This window comes from Mesorhizobium sp. SARCC-RB16n (assembly GCF_008520305.1).
Taxonomy (GTDB): Bacteria; Pseudomonadota; Alphaproteobacteria; order Rhizobiales; family Rhizobiaceae; genus Mesorhizobium.
The window spans coordinates 1-17,138 of sequence record NZ_ML703283.1; the positions used below are offsets into that span (position 1 = coordinate 1).

General features: G+C 64.4%; 14 protein-coding genes. 4 read left to right on the forward strand and 10 right to left on the reverse strand.

The features are described from left to right. Positions 1-27: 27 nt before the first annotated feature. Both C7I87_RS25800 and C7I87_RS25805 read right to left on the reverse strand, forming a co-directional pair. Positions 28-2,781 (reverse strand): molybdopterin-dependent oxidoreductase, encoded by a 2,754-nt coding sequence (locus tag C7I87_RS25800; protein ID WP_149906869.1) that lies wholly within the window; start codon positions 2,779-2,781, stop codon positions 28-30. Continuing rightward, positions 2,778-3,632, reverse strand: a complete 855-nt coding sequence (locus C7I87_RS25805) for an FAD binding domain-containing protein (protein ID WP_149906870.1) — start codon at positions 3,630-3,632, stop codon at positions 2,778-2,780. Before C7I87_RS25805 ends, C7I87_RS25800 begins: the two co-directional genes overlap by 4 nt. 332 nt (positions 3,633-3,964) lie before the next feature. Between C7I87_RS25805 and pncA the strand changes: the two genes are divergently transcribed. After that, a complete protein-coding gene (gene pncA, locus C7I87_RS25810) occupies positions 3,965-4,579 on the forward strand; it encodes a bifunctional nicotinamidase/pyrazinamidase (RefSeq protein WP_149906871.1) in 615 nt (204 codons plus the stop codon). Positions 4,580-4,607: 28 nt separating this feature from the next. Beyond that, the gene (locus C7I87_RS25815) at positions 4,608-6,032 is read left to right on the forward strand and encodes a sodium:proton antiporter (protein WP_149906872.1); all 1,425 of its coding nucleotides are present in this window, start codon (positions 4,608-4,610) and stop codon (positions 6,030-6,032) included. On the opposite strand, the gene C7I87_RS25820 is transcribed toward C7I87_RS25815, so the two are convergent. The 8 genes from C7I87_RS25820 to gcvA form a co-directional block, all read right to left on the reverse strand. Then, on the reverse strand, positions 6,033-6,740 hold the full coding sequence (locus tag C7I87_RS25820; RefSeq protein WP_149906873.1) for an ABC transporter ATP-binding protein: 708 nt from the start codon (positions 6,738-6,740) through the stop codon (positions 6,033-6,035). It abuts the gene before it with no gap. Next, on the reverse strand, positions 6,737-7,462 hold the full coding sequence (locus tag C7I87_RS25825; protein ID WP_149906874.1) for an ABC transporter ATP-binding protein: 726 nt from the start codon (positions 7,460-7,462) through the stop codon (positions 6,737-6,739). The genes C7I87_RS25820 and C7I87_RS25825 overlap by 4 nt, the downstream gene beginning before the upstream one ends. Next, positions 7,459-8,421, reverse strand: a complete 963-nt coding sequence (locus C7I87_RS25830) for a branched-chain amino acid ABC transporter permease (RefSeq protein WP_149906875.1) — start codon at positions 8,419-8,421, stop codon at positions 7,459-7,461. Before C7I87_RS25830 ends, C7I87_RS25825 begins: the two co-directional genes overlap by 4 nt. Continuing rightward, on the reverse strand, positions 8,418-9,299 hold the full coding sequence (locus tag C7I87_RS25835) for a branched-chain amino acid ABC transporter permease (protein ID WP_149906876.1): 882 nt from the start codon (positions 9,297-9,299) through the stop codon (positions 8,418-8,420). Before C7I87_RS25835 ends, C7I87_RS25830 begins: the two co-directional genes overlap by 4 nt. A gap of 211 nt (positions 9,300-9,510) precedes the next feature. Next, positions 9,511-10,815: an ABC transporter substrate-binding protein gene (locus tag C7I87_RS25840; protein ID WP_149906877.1), complete on the reverse strand. Its 1,305-nt coding sequence runs from the start codon at positions 10,813-10,815 to the stop codon at positions 9,511-9,513. A gap of 143 nt (positions 10,816-10,958) precedes the next feature. After that, positions 10,959-12,398, reverse strand: a complete 1,440-nt coding sequence (locus C7I87_RS25845; RefSeq protein ID WP_149906878.1) for a hypothetical protein — start codon at positions 12,396-12,398, stop codon at positions 10,959-10,961. 173 nt (positions 12,399-12,571) lie between these two features. Next, positions 12,572-13,876, reverse strand: coding sequence for a nicotinate phosphoribosyltransferase (gene pncB, locus C7I87_RS25855; protein ID WP_149906879.1), 1,305 nt, complete (start codon positions 13,874-13,876; stop codon positions 12,572-12,574). Between the two features lie 120 nt (positions 13,877-13,996). Continuing rightward, the gene (gene gcvA / locus C7I87_RS25860; protein ID WP_149906880.1) at positions 13,997-14,968 is read right to left on the reverse strand and encodes a transcriptional regulator GcvA; all 972 of its coding nucleotides are present in this window, start codon (positions 14,966-14,968) and stop codon (positions 13,997-13,999) included. A 210-nt stretch (positions 14,969-15,178) separates the two neighbouring features. Between gcvA and speB the strand changes: the two genes are divergently transcribed. Together speB and C7I87_RS25870 are read left to right on the forward strand one after the other, a co-directional pair. Beyond that, positions 15,179-16,240 (forward strand): agmatinase, encoded by a 1,062-nt coding sequence (gene speB, locus C7I87_RS25865; RefSeq protein WP_149906881.1) that lies wholly within the window; start codon positions 15,179-15,181, stop codon positions 16,238-16,240. A gap of 82 nt (positions 16,241-16,322) precedes the next feature. Continuing rightward, positions 16,323-17,132 carry a transporter substrate-binding domain-containing protein gene (locus C7I87_RS25870; protein ID WP_149906882.1) on the forward strand — a complete coding sequence of 270 codons (810 nt, stop codon included), beginning with the start codon at positions 16,323-16,325 and terminating at the stop codon, positions 17,130-17,132. Positions 17,133-17,138 lie beyond the last annotated feature (6 nt).

Below are 17,138 nucleotides of genomic sequence, written 5' to 3' on the forward strand. Positions count from 1 at the left end.
GCTCACAACAGGTTGACACAGGAAGTCTCATGCGCGTGCCTCCTTCTCGCGGATGGCCGCCAGGATGCGACTTGGCGTTGCCGGCACCTTGGTGACCAGCACGCCGGTGGCGTGGCGGACGGCGTTGAGGATCGCCGGCGCCGTCGGGATCAGCACGTGCTCGCCCAGGCCCTTGGCGCCGAATGGGCCCTCGGGATCGGGCACCTCGATAAGGATAGTCTCGATCGGCGGCACATCGCCAATGGTCGGGATGAGATAGTCGTGCAGGTTCTCGGTGCGGCCGGGGATGTATTCTTCCATCAACGCCATGCCGATGCCTTGCGCGATGCCGCCTTCGATCTGACCCTCGACCAGCAGCGGATTGATCGCCTTGCCGACGTCATGCGCGGCGATGATCTTGATCAGCTTGATCGTGCCGAGCCTGAGGTCGACCTCGAGCTCGGCGATCTGCGCGCCATAGCCATAGACCGCATAGGGCTTGCCCTGGCCCTTGGCATCGAGCGGCAGCGTTGGCGGATCGTATGTCTCCTCGGCGCGGAAGACGAAGCCGCCGGCGTCCGCATCGAGCGAGACCAGATCGATACGGCGCGTCGCCTCGCCTTCGCGGATGACGATCGCCGATCCATCCAGGCGAAGGGAAGCCTTGTCCGAGACATTGGCAAAGCGCAGGATTTTTTCGCGCAGGGCGCGGCCCGCCTTCTCGGCCGCCTTGCCGGTCACGAAAGTCTGTCGCGAGGCCGAAGTCTTGCCGGCGTCGGGACTGATCGCCGTATCGGCGCTCTTCAGCCGGAATTTTTCCAGCGGCAGGCCGAGCGCGTCGGCGCAGATCTGCGTGATGACGGTGTTGGACCCCTGGCCGATATCGACGGCGCCCTGGTGCAGGATGACCGTGCCGTCAGCCGCGATGCCGACCCTAATGGTCGACGGATTGGGGAGCGAGGTGTTGCCGCAGCCATACCAGCACGAAGCGACGCCGACGCCGCGCTTTCTATCGATACTGGCGCTGTTGAAAGCATCCGCATCGGCCATCGTCCGCACCCAATGCGGCCGCAGGGCTTCGAGGCATTCGGCGATGCCGACGCCAGACTCCAGACGCTGCCCGGTAACCGTTTCGGATCCGTTCCGAAGGCAGTTCTTCAAGCGAAACTCGAGCCGATCCATGCCAAGCTTGCCCGCGAGCTCGTCATAAAGCGTCTCTTGCATGATCGTTGCCTGCGGCACACCGAAACCGCGAAAGGCACCGGCGATCGGCCCATGGGTGTGGATTGCACGGCCCTCGGCGCGGTAGTTGGGCGTCACATAGGGCCCGGAGGCATGCACGGGCACGCGGTTGGCCACCGTTGGCCCCCAGCTGGCATAGGCGCCGGTGTTGAAATCACCTTCGAAGATCATGCCGATGACATGGCCCTCGGCATCCGCGCCGATGGTGGCCTTCATCTGCGTCGGATGGCGCTTTGTGGTCGACATCATGGATTCGTTGCGGGTGTAGGCAAGGGCCGCGGGCCGCCCGGTCTTCAGCGCCACCAGGCCGATGAGAGGCTGCAGGGAAACGTCGAGCTTGGACCCGAAGCCGCCGCCGGTCGCGGTCGGCACGATGCGCACCTTGTCGACGGTGAGGCCGAGCACTTTTGCCGTATCGTCACGGTCCATGTAGGGCGCTTGCGTGCAGGCGACGACGACAAGCGTGTCGCCGTCGAGATATGCATAGCCGGCTTCCGGTTCGATATAGGCGTGCTCGACATAGGAGGTATCGATCGCGCCGCTCGCGGTAAAAGCCGCACCGGCAAGTGCCGACTCGGGATCGCCGCGTTCGACGAAGCCCTTGGTCAACAAATTGGCCGGGCGATTTTCATGGATCAGCGCGGCACCTTCGGCCTGTGCGTCGCAGGGCTGCAGAACATGCGGCAGTTCGGTCCAGCGGATGGGGAAATCCGACAGATCCAGGTCGAGGATCGCCTCGCGCTCGCCGGCGACCAGGGCGACAGCTTCGCCGCGAAGCCGGGCAAAGCCCTCGGCCAGCGCCGGCTGGTCGGCAAACGGGCCGATCACGCCAAAACAGTTTTTTCCCGGGATGTCGGCGGCCGTGAAAACGCCCAAGATACCGGGATGGTTGCTTGCCCAGCTATCGATGTCGCCGAAGGCGAAGCCGGCATGATAATGCGGCGAGCGGATCACCAGCACGGCAAGCGCATCGGCCGGAAAGGAATCGCCGCCGAATTTCTCGGCCCCGGTCACCTTTGGCACACCGTCGAGCCGGACCGGTGACGCGCCGATGGCGTGGCCGGACCGGGGCAGGCGGAAATCCAGGCTCGCGGCCTGGAGAGAAGCCTCCATCACCGCCGCGATGATCTTCCGGTACCCGGTGCAGCGGCAGAGAATCCCACCCAGCGCATCCTGCACCTCGATCTCGGTCGGCCTGGGTTTCGTGTCCAGCAGCGCGGTTGCCGAGACCAGCAGCGCCGGCGTGCAGATGCCGCATTGCGCGGCACCATGCGCCAGGAACGAGGCCTGCAGCGCCGACAGCCGGCCATTGGCGAGGCCCTCGACCGTTGTCACCGCGGTGCCGGCGGCTGAGGCCGCCGGCATCAGGCAAGCGCAGATGGGGTCGCCGTCGACCAGCACCGTGCAGGCGCCGCAATCGCCGGCGTCGCAGCCGACCTTTGTGCCGGTGAGCCGCAATTCGTCACGCAGCACCGAGGACAGCCGGCGCAGCGGCGGCACGTTGACCGAGACGGCGGCGCCATTGACCGCAAAGGCGATATCGGCGCGATCCATGCTCATGCGGCCACCTTGTCGCCTGTCGGCTTTCCCGCGGCCTCAAGTACGGCGCGAGCAGCGATTTCGCGCACCGCCTCGAGCCTGTATTCGGCGCTGCCGCGCACATCGGCGATCGGCGACAGCTCGGCCATCGACGCCGACCTGACCGCGTCAACAAGCCCGGCGTCCACGACAAGCCCGCGCAACGCCGCCTCGACACCGGCAAGCCGCTTGGCGACAGCCGAACACGATCCAACGGCAATCGCTGCCTCGGTGACAATGCCGTTTTCCACCACCAGACGCGCCGCCACCATGGCGATGGAAATGACGAGATAGCGCCGGGCGCCGAGCTTTACGAAGGCCGACATGCCTCTCGGTTTCGGCACACGGATGGCCGTCACCATCTCGCCAGGCTGCAATGCCGTGCGGCGGTTGCCGAGTACGAAGTCCGACAAGGGCAAATGGCGCGTCGCCGCTGCCGAGCGCAACTCGACCTCGGCGTCGAGCACGAGCAGCCCCGGCACGCCGTCGGCGGCCGGTGAAGCGTTGCAGAGATTGCCGGCGACCGAGGCGACGTTCTGGATCTGCGCCGAGCCGACCTCGCGCGCTGCCTGTTTCAGGGCATCGAAGGCCGCGGGCAACGGATAGCGAATGACATCGGTCCATGTTGTGCGCGCGCCGATGACCCAATGACTGCCGGTCTCGGCGATGCCGCGCAGCGCTGTCAGGCCGTTGATGTCGAGGACATTGTCGCGAAACGGCTTGCTGCCCTGCGCCGGATAGAAGTCCGTGCCGCCCGCAAGGATACGCCAAGTGCCCCCGCCAAGCAGCGCGAGCGCCTCGTCGACCGTGGTGGGTTTCGCGTAACGGATCACGCCTGCCTTCCCAACAAAACGGGCCTTCCCAACATGATGGGCCATCCCCGAGATTGGCCCTCCCAAGGCGTTTTGCCCGGAGATATCTTGCCGGTTTTCGATCCGGCAAATTCATTCGTATGCAAATGATATCAAGACGGTGGAAATTGTCAAAGCCAGAGTTTACGCCGGCACTCATCTGACTGGCATCGCCACGCATTTGTTATGCCGCTGGAGGTTGACGCGGCCCGCCATCTGGTCAAGTTTCTCCCCTCCGGTCGCGCCAGCGGCTTTTTCTTTCGCCCGGTCCCTTATTCGGAGCCCGAGCCCTAGCCTGACAGGAAGGAAACCCCATGGCCGACGAAGCGCTCGTTGTCATCGACCTGCAGAACGATTTTTGCCCGGGCGGCGCGCTGGCCGTTGCCGGCGGCGACGAGATCGTGCCACTGATCAATGACATGATCCGGCGAACCGACCATGTCGTGCTGACGCAGGACTGGCACCCCGCCGGCCATTCCAGCTTTGCCTCCAGCCATCCCGGCGCGCAGCCCTATTCGACAATTGAGATGCCCTACGGCCCGCAGACGCTGTGGCCGGACCATTGCATTCAGGGCAGTCTCGGCTCGGATTTCCATTCCGGCCTGGCCTGGACCAAGGCCGAGCTCGTCATCCGCAAGGGCTTTCGGCCCGCCATCGACAGCTACTCCGCTTTTTTCGAGAACGATCACGCGACGCCCACGGGGCTCGCCGGCTATCTCCGGGAGCGCGATATCGACACGCTGACCCTGGTCGGCCTGGCGACCGATTTCTGCGTCGCCTTTTCGGCGCTGGACGCAGTCAGCCAGGGTTTCAAAACCACCGTCCGGTTTGATGCCTGCCGCGGCATCGACCTCAACGGATCGCTCGAGACAATGCTGGCGAAAATGCGCGATGCCGGCGTGATGCTCCAAGATCACACGTCGGACTGACCGCACCGTGGGGAGCACAAGGGGATACATGCCGATAGCGATCGGCGCGGCCGGCGCGATCATCGTCGCAATGCTGTTTCCGGCACAGGCCTTCGCGGCCGAGGAGCATGGCCTGCCGGGCGCCACGATGTCGCTCTGGTGGGCGCTGCCTTTTGCCGGCCTGCTTTTGTCGATCGCCACCGGTCCGCTGCTGTTCCACCATGTCTGGGAACACCACTACGGCAAGATTGCTGCCTTGTGGGCGGCGCTGGTGATCGTGCCGCTCGCCATTGCCTTCGGTGCCCCGGCGGCAACCGAGGCGGTGCTGCACGCCCTGCTCACCGAATACATGTCGTTCATTGTGCTGCTGTTTGCGCTCTACACGATTTCAGGCGGCATCCTGCTTGCCGGCAACATCCACGGCACACCGCTGGTCAATGCCGGACTGCTGATCGTGGGCGCGCTGCTTGCCTCGGTGATCGGCACGACCGGCGCCTCGATGATCCTGATCCGGCCGATCCTGCGCGCCAACGACAACAGGCCTTTCAATGCCCATGTCGTCATCTTCTTCATTTTCCTGGTGTCCAACATTGGCGGCTCGCTGACGCCGCTCGGCGACCCGCCGCTGTTCGTCGGCTTCCTGCGCGGCGTCGATTTCTTCTGGACGACCACCAACCTCTGGCGCGAGACGCTGTTCGTCGCCGCCGTCGTGTTGGCGGTGTTCCTGGCGATCGAGGTCATCCTGCACCGGCGCGAGGCTGGCGCGCCGAAGATCAAGGATCCAACCCCGGATACGAAGGTGCGCTTGCGCGGCCTGGCCAATCTCCCGCTGCTGGTCGGCGTGATCGGCGCCATCCTGCTGTCGGCGGCGTGGAAGCCGGGCGTGAGCTTTTCCGTGTTCGGCGTCAGTCTTGAGCTGCAGAACCTGGTACGCGACGCGATCATCCTCGCGCTGGCCCTGCTATCGCTTCCCCTCTCTTACAAGAGCCACCGCCAGGCGAACGGTTTCAACTGGGGTCCGATCGCGGAAGTGGCCAAATTGTTCGCCAGCATCTTCATCTGCATTGTTCCGGTCGTCGCCATTTTGAGGGCCGGCCATGACGGCGCGCTGGCGCCGCTGGTCGCGCTCGTCACCTCGGCGCAAGGCACGCCCAACGACCTCGCCTACTTCTGGCTGACCGGGGCGTTGTCGTCCTTCCTCGACAATGCGCCGACCTATCTGGTGTTTTTCGAGCTGGCAGGCGGCGACCCTCAGCACCTGATGACGGAGTTCGCCTCGACGCTTGCCGCGATCTCGGCGGGCGCCGTGTTCATGGGCGCCAACACCTATATCGGCAACGCCCCTAACTTCATGGTCTATGCGATTGCCAGGCATCGCGGCGTCAAGATGCCGGGCTTCTTCGGCTACATGCTGTGGTCCGGGCTGGTGCTGGTCCCGACCTTCTTGATCGCCGGGTTTTTGTTTTTCCGTTGATCAACCGACGCCGACATAGCGCCGAACCGCGGACGGGTCCGCGCGCAGGGCCTCGACATCGACCGTTTCGCGGTTGCGGCCGTTCTCGATGAAGCAAACCCGGTCGGCCACCGACAGCACCGCATCGACGCGCTGCTCGACCAGGATGGTGGAGACCCCCATCTCGCGCAGCTTCGACACCGTCTCGCGGATCTTGGCGATCATCGACGGCATCAGCCCTTCGGTCGGCTCGTCGAGCAAAAGCACCTGCGGCTCGAGGCAGAGCGCACGCGCCATGGCCAGCATCTGCTGCTCGCCGCCGGACAAGGTGCCCGAGCGCTGCCGCAGCCGCTGGCGCAGCAGCGGGAAGAGGCCGAGCACGTTTTCGCGCGTCGCCTTGCCCTTGCCGCGCGCCATCAGGCCGATTTCGATGTTTTCGGCCACCGTCATCTCGGCGAACAATCGCCTTCCCTGCGGCACATAAGCGATGCCGGCCTTCGGCACTTCATGCGCCGGCAGGCCGGTCAGTTCCCGGCCGGCGAGCCGGATCGAGCCGGCACTGGCCCGAACCAGGCCCATGATCGCTTTCAGCGTCGTCGTCTTGCCGGCGCCGTTGCGGCCGAACAGGCACAGCACCTCGCCCTCGTTCAGCACGAGGTCGAGCCCATAGAGCACCTGGACCTGGCCGTAGAAGCAGTCCAGTCCTGAGATCGCCAGTGCTTCAGTCATGGGGCGGTCCCCAGATAGGCGTCCTGCACCGCGGCGTCTTCCCGGATCGCTTCGGGCGTGCCCTCGGCCAGGATCCTGCCGGCGTTGAAGACGGTGATGCGGTCGGCAAGTTGCATGACGACCGGCATGTTGTGCTCGATCAGGAGCACGGTGGCGTTCTTGGCGATGTCGCGCACGAGTTCGATGAAATTGTCGATCTCGCTGTCGGCCAGACCTTGCGTCGGCTCGTCGAGGATCAGAAGGCGCGGCTTCAGCGCCAGCCCCATTGCCACTTCGAGCAATCGTTGATGCCCGTAGGACAATTGCCCGGCCGGCATATGGGCGCGGTCGGCCAGCCCTGTACGTTCGAGCGCCGTCATGACGCCGGCACGCAGCGCACCCATCGAGCGGCTATCGCTCAGCGTGAGCTGCGCCGGCAGCGCGACATTGTCATAGGCGCTGAGATTGGCAAAGACGCTGGTGATCTGGAAGGTGTAGGCGATGCCCCGGCGGACCCTGGCATAGGTCGGCAGACCGGTGATGTCGGCACCGTCGAAGACGATCGCTCCCGAAGATGGCTGGATGCGGCCGCTGACCAGGCTGACGAAGGTGGTCTTGCCGGCGCCGTTCGGGCCGATGACGGCGCGTATCTCGCCGGGCATCAAGGTAAAATCGACATTGTCGACGGCGCGCAGGCCGCCGAAGCTGCACGACAGGCCCTTGGTGGTCAGCAGCGGCGTCATGGCAGCCATCCGAGCCAGCGCTGGCGGACGGTGCCGAGAATGCCTTTCGGGAAGAACAGCACCAGCAGGATGAGCGCCACGCCGACAATCAGCAGATAGGCCGATGTGTAGCCGCTGGTGACGTCGATGACGTAGTACATGAACAGCGTGCCGAGCAGCGGCCCGAGCGTTGTGGCCGCGCCACCGAGCAGCACCCACAGCAGCGGCAGGATGGAATATTGCACCGATGCGAAGCTCGAGCCGACATAGCCGAACAGCAGCGCGTAGGCGGCGCCGGACGTCGCGCAGATCGTGCCGGAGACGATAACAGCGGCAAGCTTGTTGGAGAAGGTGTCGTAGCCCAGCATCTTCGTGCGTTCCTCATTCTCCCTGATCGCGACCAGCACGCGGCCATATCTGGAGCGGACGACGGCAAGCGTGATCAGCAGCACGAGCGAGAACAGCCCGAGTGCCGCCATGTAGCGCACGGTCGGATTGGTGAGATCGAGCGAGGTCGCGCCGAAAGTGAGGACACGCGTCGGCTGCGGCACGACCATGCCCTGGTCGCCCCCGGTCCAGGCCGCAAAATAGAGGATGGCAAGGTAAACCACCTGGGCAAACATCATGGTGACGATCATGAAGGCGACACCCGTGGTGCGCAGCGCCAGGAGACCGATGATCAGCGAAAGAACGGCGCCACAGCCAAGGCCCGCAGCGAATGCCGCAGGCACGCTCCAGCCGAGCTGGATGACGGCAAGCCCGGCGCCATAAAGGCCTGCGCCAAAGAACATGGCATGGCCGAGGCTGAGCAGGCCGACATAGCCGAACAGCATGTTGTAGCCCATGGCGAAGACCGCCAGCACCATGATGCGGGCGAGCAGGCCGTGATAATAGTCCGGCAGCAGGAAGCTAAGCACGAAGAGCAGGGCAATCACGCCGAGATGCAGCGCATAGGCCTTTGCCGGCGAAGCTTCGCTCATCGCGATGCCGTCCCGAACAGGCCTTGCGGACGGAACACCAGCACCATGGCGACCAGCAGCGTGGCGATGATCTTGGCCAGCGTCGGCGAGAAGAACATCGAGATGATGCCGTCGGACAGGCCGATCAGCACGGCGGCGACGACGGTGCCGCGCAGCGAGCCGAGGCCGCCGATGATGACGACGATGAAGGAGAGCAGCAGCGGGTCCTGCCCCATCAGGTAATGCGCCTGGCTGATCGGCACGATCAGCACCGCGGCGATGGCCGCCAGCATGGCGCCGAGCGCGAAGACGCCGCCATAGACACGGCCGACCGGGATGCCGAAGGCCTGCGCCGTCTCGCTGTCATACTGCGTGGCACGCATGATCAGGCCGATCCTGGTGCGCGTCAGCACCAGCCATGTCGCGATCAACAGGAGAGCGGATGCGGCGATGATCGACAGCTTGTAGCCGGAATAGCCGAACCACGGCAAAAGGATGCGATAGCTGAACGGCGGCTCGACCGGCCGCGCTTCCGGACCATAGAAGGTCAACGCCAGCTGCTGGATGATGTAGAGCATGCCGATGGTGGCGACGATGGTGGCTTCAGGGTTGTAGTTGAGCCGGCGCAGCACCAGCCGTTCGGCGACCAGCGCGATGGCGCCGACGATCAGCGGCGCAATCACCAGCGCCGCCAGGAAGCCGAGCGCGGGGTGGCCGCCTATTGCCGATGTGATCGCCCAGGCAAGCACGGCGCCGAGCATGAAGAACTCGCCATGCGCGACATTGACGACACGCATGACGCCAAACACCAACGACAGGCCAAGCGCGGTCAGCGCCAGCACGGCTGACGTGACGAGGCCTTCGAGGGCGGCGAGGAGGAGATGGGGGCCGAAGTGCATGGGTTATACGCCCGATAGGGTGACGCGAAGCGCCCCCCTCTGTCCTGCCGGACATCTCCCCCTCAAGGGGGGTGAGAAGTGGTCCGCGCAGCGGACGGAAAACCAATTGCTTGGCTTTCCGAACGACGAACGCCCGGAGCGATAGCGCAGGGCCGGGTCCGGCAGGACAGAGGGGGGTGGCTTGGCGCTCACGCTTGCTGGTTAGCCAAACTCAAAGCGCCTGCGTCGTGTAATCCCCTTCGGCCTCGTAAAGCCCTTCCTCGATCTTGGTCTTGTGGACGACCTTCAGCTTGCCGCCCTCGACCTTGGAGATGTTCTGGATGCCGAAGCACTGGTGGATCTTGCCGTTGAAGGTCTTCGGTCCCTGCGGATGCTCCGGCCCTTCGGCGAACTCTTTCAGCGCTTCAGTCGCCTCGACCAGCTTGGCGCGGTCTTCCGGTCCCTTGTAGCCGGCGTCTTCCATCGCCTTCTTGACGACGTAGAGCGTTTCCCAGCAGCCGAACATGTGCGCGGCCGTCGAGACGTCCTTGGGGTCGCCGACGGCGGCGCCATTGTCGTCGATGCCGACGGAGGCGCGATAGGCTTTCTGCGCTTCGGTGTCATCGGGCTGGGCATAGCGGGGCGAGCCTTCCCAGAAATGGCTGCCGTCGAGGAATTCCAGCCCGGGGCTGTTGATGTCGACGGCTTCCAGCGAATCGATGAAGCCGAACAGTTGCGGCCGGTTGGAGCCGTAGAACTCGCCGAGTTCCTTGACGAAGGTGAGCACCGCCGGGCCGACCATGACGTGATAGATCACCTCGGTCTCGGGCGGGATCTGCGGGAAGTATTTGGTGAAGGACGATTCCGTCGGCGGAATGGCGATCTGCGCGATCACCTCGGCCCCTTGCGCCTTCAGCGCCGGCGGCAGGTAGTCGCGATGGTCGTAGCCGAAGGCGAAATCGGGGAAGATCTGCGTCACCTTCTTGCCGGCATTGGCCGCGATCCACGGCGCCATCGACTGGATCTGGCTTTTCACGTCGGTGATGCCGGGCTGGAAGACATAGCGGTTGAGCTTGGTCGAGGCGACGTGATGGCCTTCGCTGACGACGAAATAGGGCATCTTGGCTTCGCCGGCCGCGGGAGCAGAGCCGATCACGACATGCGAGAACAGCGTGCCGAAGACGATGTCGGTCTTGTGCTGGGTGGCGAACTTGCCGACCACTTCGGCGCCGCGGCCCGGATCGGTACCGTCATCCTCGATGATGACCTCGACCTGACGGCCATTGATGCCGCCCGCGGCGTTGATCGCCTTGATCGCGGCGGCGGTGGTCTTCTCGTACCAGCGGCCATAGGCGGCGCCGATGCCGGTGCGGTGCGACTGGAAACCGATCTTGATCGGCGCGGAGCTTTGCGCCTGGGAATAGCGGACGAAGCCGGGCGCCACGGCGAGACCGGCGCCGGCGGCGAGACCCTTGAGCGCGGTGCGGCGGGTAAGTGTGGTTTTGGAGAGGTCGAAAAATCCGTTCTTGTCAGTCACGTTCGTTCCCCTGTTTGTGCGTTTTGACCAACGATAAGGCGGCTCGAACATCCTCGGCAAGAGGATGCAAAATTGCATGTGTACAAACTAAATCACCAAAGGGCTGGCCTGGCAAGCGAGCTTTCCGTCAGGGCAAGCTTGTCTCATCCGACCGTCGGCGTGGCAAGCAGCCAGAGACCGAAAATGGTGTAGGCGATCATCAAGACGGTGAGCGGAAACTGGCTGAGCGCGGCGCGGGCGGGTTGGGGATGCAGGCGCCAGGCAAAGCCGTGGGCGACGAGAACCGCCAGGACATGGCCAAGGATGATCGCGCCGGCCTGGACGTTCCACAGCCACCACGCGGAGACCGCGCCGGCGACGACGCCGGCCTCGACCTGCATGTCGGCGGTGCCGAACAGGTTCCAACCCAGCGCGAACGGATCGGACAGGGAGACCAAAGCATATTGGCCGTCGACCAGCAGTGCCGTCAGATAATGCGCGACATGATAGGCGAGCGCGATCGGCACGATCGACCACACCAGCAGTCCCGCCGCCTGGGCGAGAGGCCGATCGCTGCCGGCAAGGCGCTGGCCGAGGATCACCGCAAGCAGGAACACTGCCGCGAGCAGCACGAATGTCAGGACAAGGCCAAGGCTGCTGCTGCCGATCACCGCCGTGCGGCCCGGGAAATCCAGTGGGTTGATGCCGAACAGGCCGAGCCAGAAGAAGGTCTTCGACAGGCCGTCGAAGGAGACCGAGGACAGAGCGAGCAGCAGGAAGGCGATACCGCTTGTCGGCAGGGGTTCAGCCGCCAGCAGCTTGGCGCCCGGCCAGCACAGCGCAAGACGGTCATGGCCGTCGCGCGCGATCGGCGCGAAGCGCGCCACCATCGAGAAGAAGATGCCGAGGAATTCACCGCTGCGGCTCCACTTGTCGTAGCCGAACACCAGCATGGCGAGGAAGCTGAACAGCCAATAGAGACCAGCGGCCCATGCGAGCCGCGCCGAATCGTCGGGCGCCGGATCGATGAGTTCGAACCAGGCAAAGGCGAAGAAGAACACGACGGCCGGCCAGCGACCAAGCCATTGCGGAAGTTGCCAGGCCGCTTCATCGCTTCTGCCGGTCAGGCGCGACAGCAGACGCCACGGGCCGTACCAGGGGTTGAGCCAAGACCAGAGATCGCCGAACACGCCTTGCAGCAGCGTCAGGCCTGCCCATAGCAGCGTCCAGATCACCAACGGCAGCGGGTTGGAGAGGGGGTCGCGGCTGCCAAGGACGCCGGAGGCGAGGAGAATTGCAAAGCCGGCAAAAGATATCAGGCTGACGGCGGTGCGGGCGGCGTCGCTGAAGGCGAATAGCGGTAAGCGCCGACGCCAAAAACGGTCAATCCAATCCGCCGGCAGCAGCGCCAGCACGAGAAAACTGACAGCCACGGCGAACGCGCCGCCGATCAGGTAATAGCCGGTGGGGAGAAGGAGGACATGGCCACGGTCGGAGGCGTGGGCGAAGGCGGGAGTGGGTGAGGCGAACCAGAGGGCGGCAAGCGGGAAGGCTAACGACAGACGGCAGCGCTCTACGGCGCCCCCCTCTGTCCTGCCGGACATCTCCCCCACGAGGGGGGAGATTGGCTGCCCGTGTCGTCGGCTTTTTTCTTGCAACGTCGAAGATTGGCGAAAGCGGAGGTGAAGTCCAATCTCCCCCCTCGTGGGGGAGATGTCCGGCAGGACAGAGGGGGGCGCGACGGAACTCGAACTGTCCAAGAGTCCGCCCCTCAGCCTCAAACCTTGACCAGTTGCTCCACGCGATCCTTTTGCCCGAATATCCTCAAATACCGCTCGATCTCCTTGGCATCGCCGGTAGCCTTGGCCGGGTTGTCGGAAAGCTTGACCGCCGGCCTGCCGTTGGCCTCGGTGACCTTGCAGACCAGCGATATGGCGTCGAGGCTGTTGGTTTGCGTCGGCGCGCAGCCTTCGAAATCATTGGTCAGATTGGTGCCCCAGCCGAAGGACATGCGCACCTTGCTCTTGAAGTGGCGGTAGGTCTCCTCGATGGTTTCGACCTCGAGCCCGTCGGAGAAGATCAGCAGCTTCTGCTTGGGGTCCTTGCCCTTCTCGCGCCACCACGACAGGATCTTTTCGCCGCCTTCGATGGGCGGGGCGCTGTCGGGACGGAAGCCGGTCCAGTCGGCGACCCAGTCCGGCGCGTCGCGCAGGAAGGAGGCGGTGCCGAAAGCGTCGGGCAGCACGATCAGCAAATTGCCGCCATAGTAGCGCTGCCAGTCCTGCAGCACCTTGTAGGGCGACTGCTTCAGCTCTTTTTCCGAATTGGCCAGTGCCGCGAACACCATCGGCAGCTCATGCGCGTTGGTGCCGAGCGCTTCGAGGTCGTTGTCCATGGCCAGCAGCACATTGGAGGTGCCGGTAAAGGCCTCGCCGATGCCTTCCTTCAGCGCCTCCACGCACCAGCGCTGCCACAGGAAGGAATGGCGCCGGCGGGTGCCGAAGTCGGAAATGCGGATGCCGGGCAGCGCCTTCAGCCGTTCGGTCTTGGCCCACATCTTGGCCTTGGCGCGGGCATAGAGCACGTCGAGCGTGAAGGGCCCGAACGATCGCAAAGCGGCGCGCGAGCGCAGTTCGTTGATGATGGCAAGCGCCGGGATTTCCCACAGCGTCGTGTACATCCAGGGGCCGGGGAAAGTCAGTTCGTATTGTCCGTCATGCCTGGAGAGCTCATAGTCGGGCAGCCGAAAACCTTCCAGCCAGGCGAGGAACTCCGGCTCGAAAATCTGCTTGCGGCCGTAGAAATTGTTGCCGCCCAGCCAGATCATCTCCTTCTTGGAGAAGCGCAGCGTGCGGGCATGGTCGAGTTGTTCGCGCAACTCGCCTTCGTCGATCTCGTCGGCGAGCCGCACCGAGGTGGTGCGGTTGATCAGGGAGAAGGTCGCATCGACCTTGGGATACATGCCCCAGATCATCTGCAGCATCAAAAGCTTGTAGAAGTCGGTATCGAGCAGGCTGCGCACGATCGGGTCGAGCTTCCAGGTGTGGTTGTAGACGCGCCGCGCAATATCGGTCCTGGCCATGTCTCGTTACCGCCTTCGCTGCCCTGCCACCACAAATAGCGACAGGCCTCATAGCATCGAATTGACCAAAACGCTGCCTGGTTTCAGGCTGGCCCGACAAAAAGAAAGTCCTGCGTGCGGCTACGGGAGTTTGCCGCCCATCACCTTGAGCGCAGGGCGTTTGCGGCGGGTGACGAGGCGGCCCGCCACCGGGGCGTCGGCGCGGCTGTCGTCCCCGGCCTTCTCTGCGAACAGCCAGTCTATGAACACCTGCACGATCGGCGTCGCCCGCATTTCGTTGCGGCAAACGACATAGAAATCGTCGACCGCCGGCACAGACAGGCTGAATGGCGCGACCAGCATGCCCCTGGCCAGCAGCGCGCTTGCCGTCACGGAATCGCCCAGCGCCACACCATGGCCATGGACGGCGGCTTCCGCCGTCATGCGCGCATCGCCGAGATGATGGCGCCGGCCGCGCTCCAGGTCCAGCGCATCGGCGGCGGCCAGCCAGGTGTGCCACTCGCGGCCATCGTCACCATGCAGCAAGACATGGTCGGCAAGGTCGCGAACATTGCGGATCGGCCGGTTGTTGATCAGCGTCGGGCTGACCACCGGGAACAGCTCCAGGCCCGACCATTTGCGCATCCAGCAATCGGCCCAGCTGCCGTCGCCATAGTGCACGCAGACATCGATATGCGGCGCCCGGATATCCCTGGGGTCGTTGGAGGGGATGAGCGTCAGCTGGATGTCGGGATATTGCGCGGTGAAGCTGCCGAGCCTCGGCGTCACCCACAAGAGCAGCAGCGCCGGCACGCAGGACACCGACAGCGCGCCGCTGCTTGCCGGCCGCGTCAGCCGTTGCGTGGCGGCGGCGATGCCGTCGAAGGCCGTCGACACCGCCGGCAAAAGTTCGGCGCCATGCGGGGTCAGCTTGACCCGCTGGCCGGCGCGCTCGAACAGCTTGACGCCAAGCGATTGCTCCAGCGCCTTGATCTGGTGGCTGACGGCGCCATGCGTGACATTCAGCTCACTCGCCGCCTTGGTCAGCGAGGCATGGCGCGCCGTGGCCTCGAAGGCGCGCAGCGGGTTGAGAGGTGGCAAGCGCTTGGCCATGGTTGCTCGGCTTCGTTGTGAGATTTTCTCACAGGAACCACCCTAACAATATCAATTGCTTTTTCAAAGCGGCTGCCGGACACTTTGATCTGGAACAACATCAAGACGTGGAATCTGCAGACAGCCAGCGGGACAGCGGCCCGGCCGGATGACGGTCGGCTCGCCCGAGGTCACCGACGGCAACACTGCATCAGCTGAGGAGGAGCGGATATGGGATATGATCGCGGCAAGCTCGACGCGTTGCGCCGCAAATATAGCGAGAGCCATGGCGGCGAGATGTTCGACCCGAAGTTCCGCAAGGTCGCCGACAAGATCTTTTCCAAGAGCGGCACACGGCTGGCGCCCTATTCCGGCATCCCGACTTTCCTCACCGCGCCCTACCGCGAGATCGCGGCGGACAATCCGGACTTCGGCGACCTGCAGGTGGCGATCATTGGCGTGCCGATGGACCTCGGCGTCACCAACCGGCCGGGCTCGCGCTTCGGGCCGCGCGCATTGCGGGCCATCGAGCGCATCGGCCCCTACAATCATGTGCTGGAATGCGCTCCGACGCATGAGCTCAGGGTTGCCGACATCGGCGATGTTCCGTTCCAGAGCCGTTACCGGCTGGAGACCAGCCATGAGGATATCGAGCGCCGCATCAACCAGATCGTCGACGCCGGCGTCATCCCGTTGTCGGTCGGTGGCGATCACTCGATCACGCACCCGATCCTGAAGGCGGTCGGCAAGAAGGCGCCGGTCGGCCTGATCCACATTGACGCCCACTGCGACACCAGCGGCCTGTTCGACCTGACCAAATTCCACCATGGCGGCCCGTTCCGCAACGCCGTGCTCGACGGCGTGCTCGATCCGACGCGCACCATCCAGATCGGCATCCGGGGTGCTGCCGAATATCTGTGGGAGTTCACCTACGAATCCGGCATGACGGTTGTCCACGCCGAGGAGGTGACCGGGCTCGGCATCCCAGCAATCATCGAGAAGGCGCGCAAAATAGTCGGTGACGGCCCGACCTATGTGTCCTTCGACATCGACAGCGTCGATCCGGCCTTCGCGCCGGGCACCGGCACGCCGGAAGTCGGTGGGCTGACCACGCGCGAAGTCCTCGAATTGCTGCGCGGCCTCAAGGGTCTCAACATCGTCGGCGGCGACGTCGTCGAGGTGGCGCCGCAATATGACGCGACCACCAACACCGCGCATGCCGGCGCCCAGGTGCTGTTCGAGATCCTGAGCCTGATGGTGTTCAGCCCGGCCGTGGCCGGCAAGGGAGCCTGACGGTCGGAAAGCAAAGGCGGCCGCCGCGCTGGAGCCGGCGGCCGACCCAAACAATCAAAAAGCTTCCAGAAGGGGAATGACAATGACAATCCGTTCGACATTCACATCATCCATCGCCGCCGTCCTGGTCCTGGGCGCGGCAGGCCTCGGTCTTGCCACGCAGGCGGCCAAGGCTGATGCGCTGGCCGACATCACCAAGGCCGGCACCATCAATGTCGGCGTCTTCGCCGATTTCCCGCCCTTCTCCTCGGCCAGCGCCGACATGAGCCTCAAGGGCTATGACATGGACGTCGCCCAGTACATCGCCGACACGCTCAAGGTGAAGCTCAATCCGATCGCCGTCACCGGCCAGAACCGCATCCCCTATTTGAACGACCATCGCGTCGACATCCTGATGAGCGTCGGCTACTCGAAGGAGCGCGAGCAGGTGATCGACTTCGCCGCCGCCTACGCACCCTATTACATCGCAGTGATCGGTCCGGCGGCAATGTCGGTCAAGGGCAAGGAAGACCTTGCCGGCAAGTCGATCGCCGTCAATCGCGGCACGCTGGAAGACAGCTCGCTGACCGAGGCAGCGCCCGCCTCGGCCGACATCAAGCGCTTCGACAACTACAATTCGGTGATCCAGGCCTTCATTTCCGGCCAGACCCAGCTGATGGTCGTCGGCAACGACGTCGGCGCGCAGGTGCTGGCCAAGCAGGATGCGCTGAAGCCGGAGCAGAAGTTCCAGCTTCTGACCTCGCCTTCGCATATCGGCCTCAACAAGAATGAGGACGGCCTCAAGAAGGCGGTCAACGATGCCATCGCCAAGATGCTGGCCGACGGCAAGCTGGACGAAAGCTCGAAGGCCTGGCTGAAGACGCCGCTCAACCCCGACAACCTCAAGGATTGAGTTGCC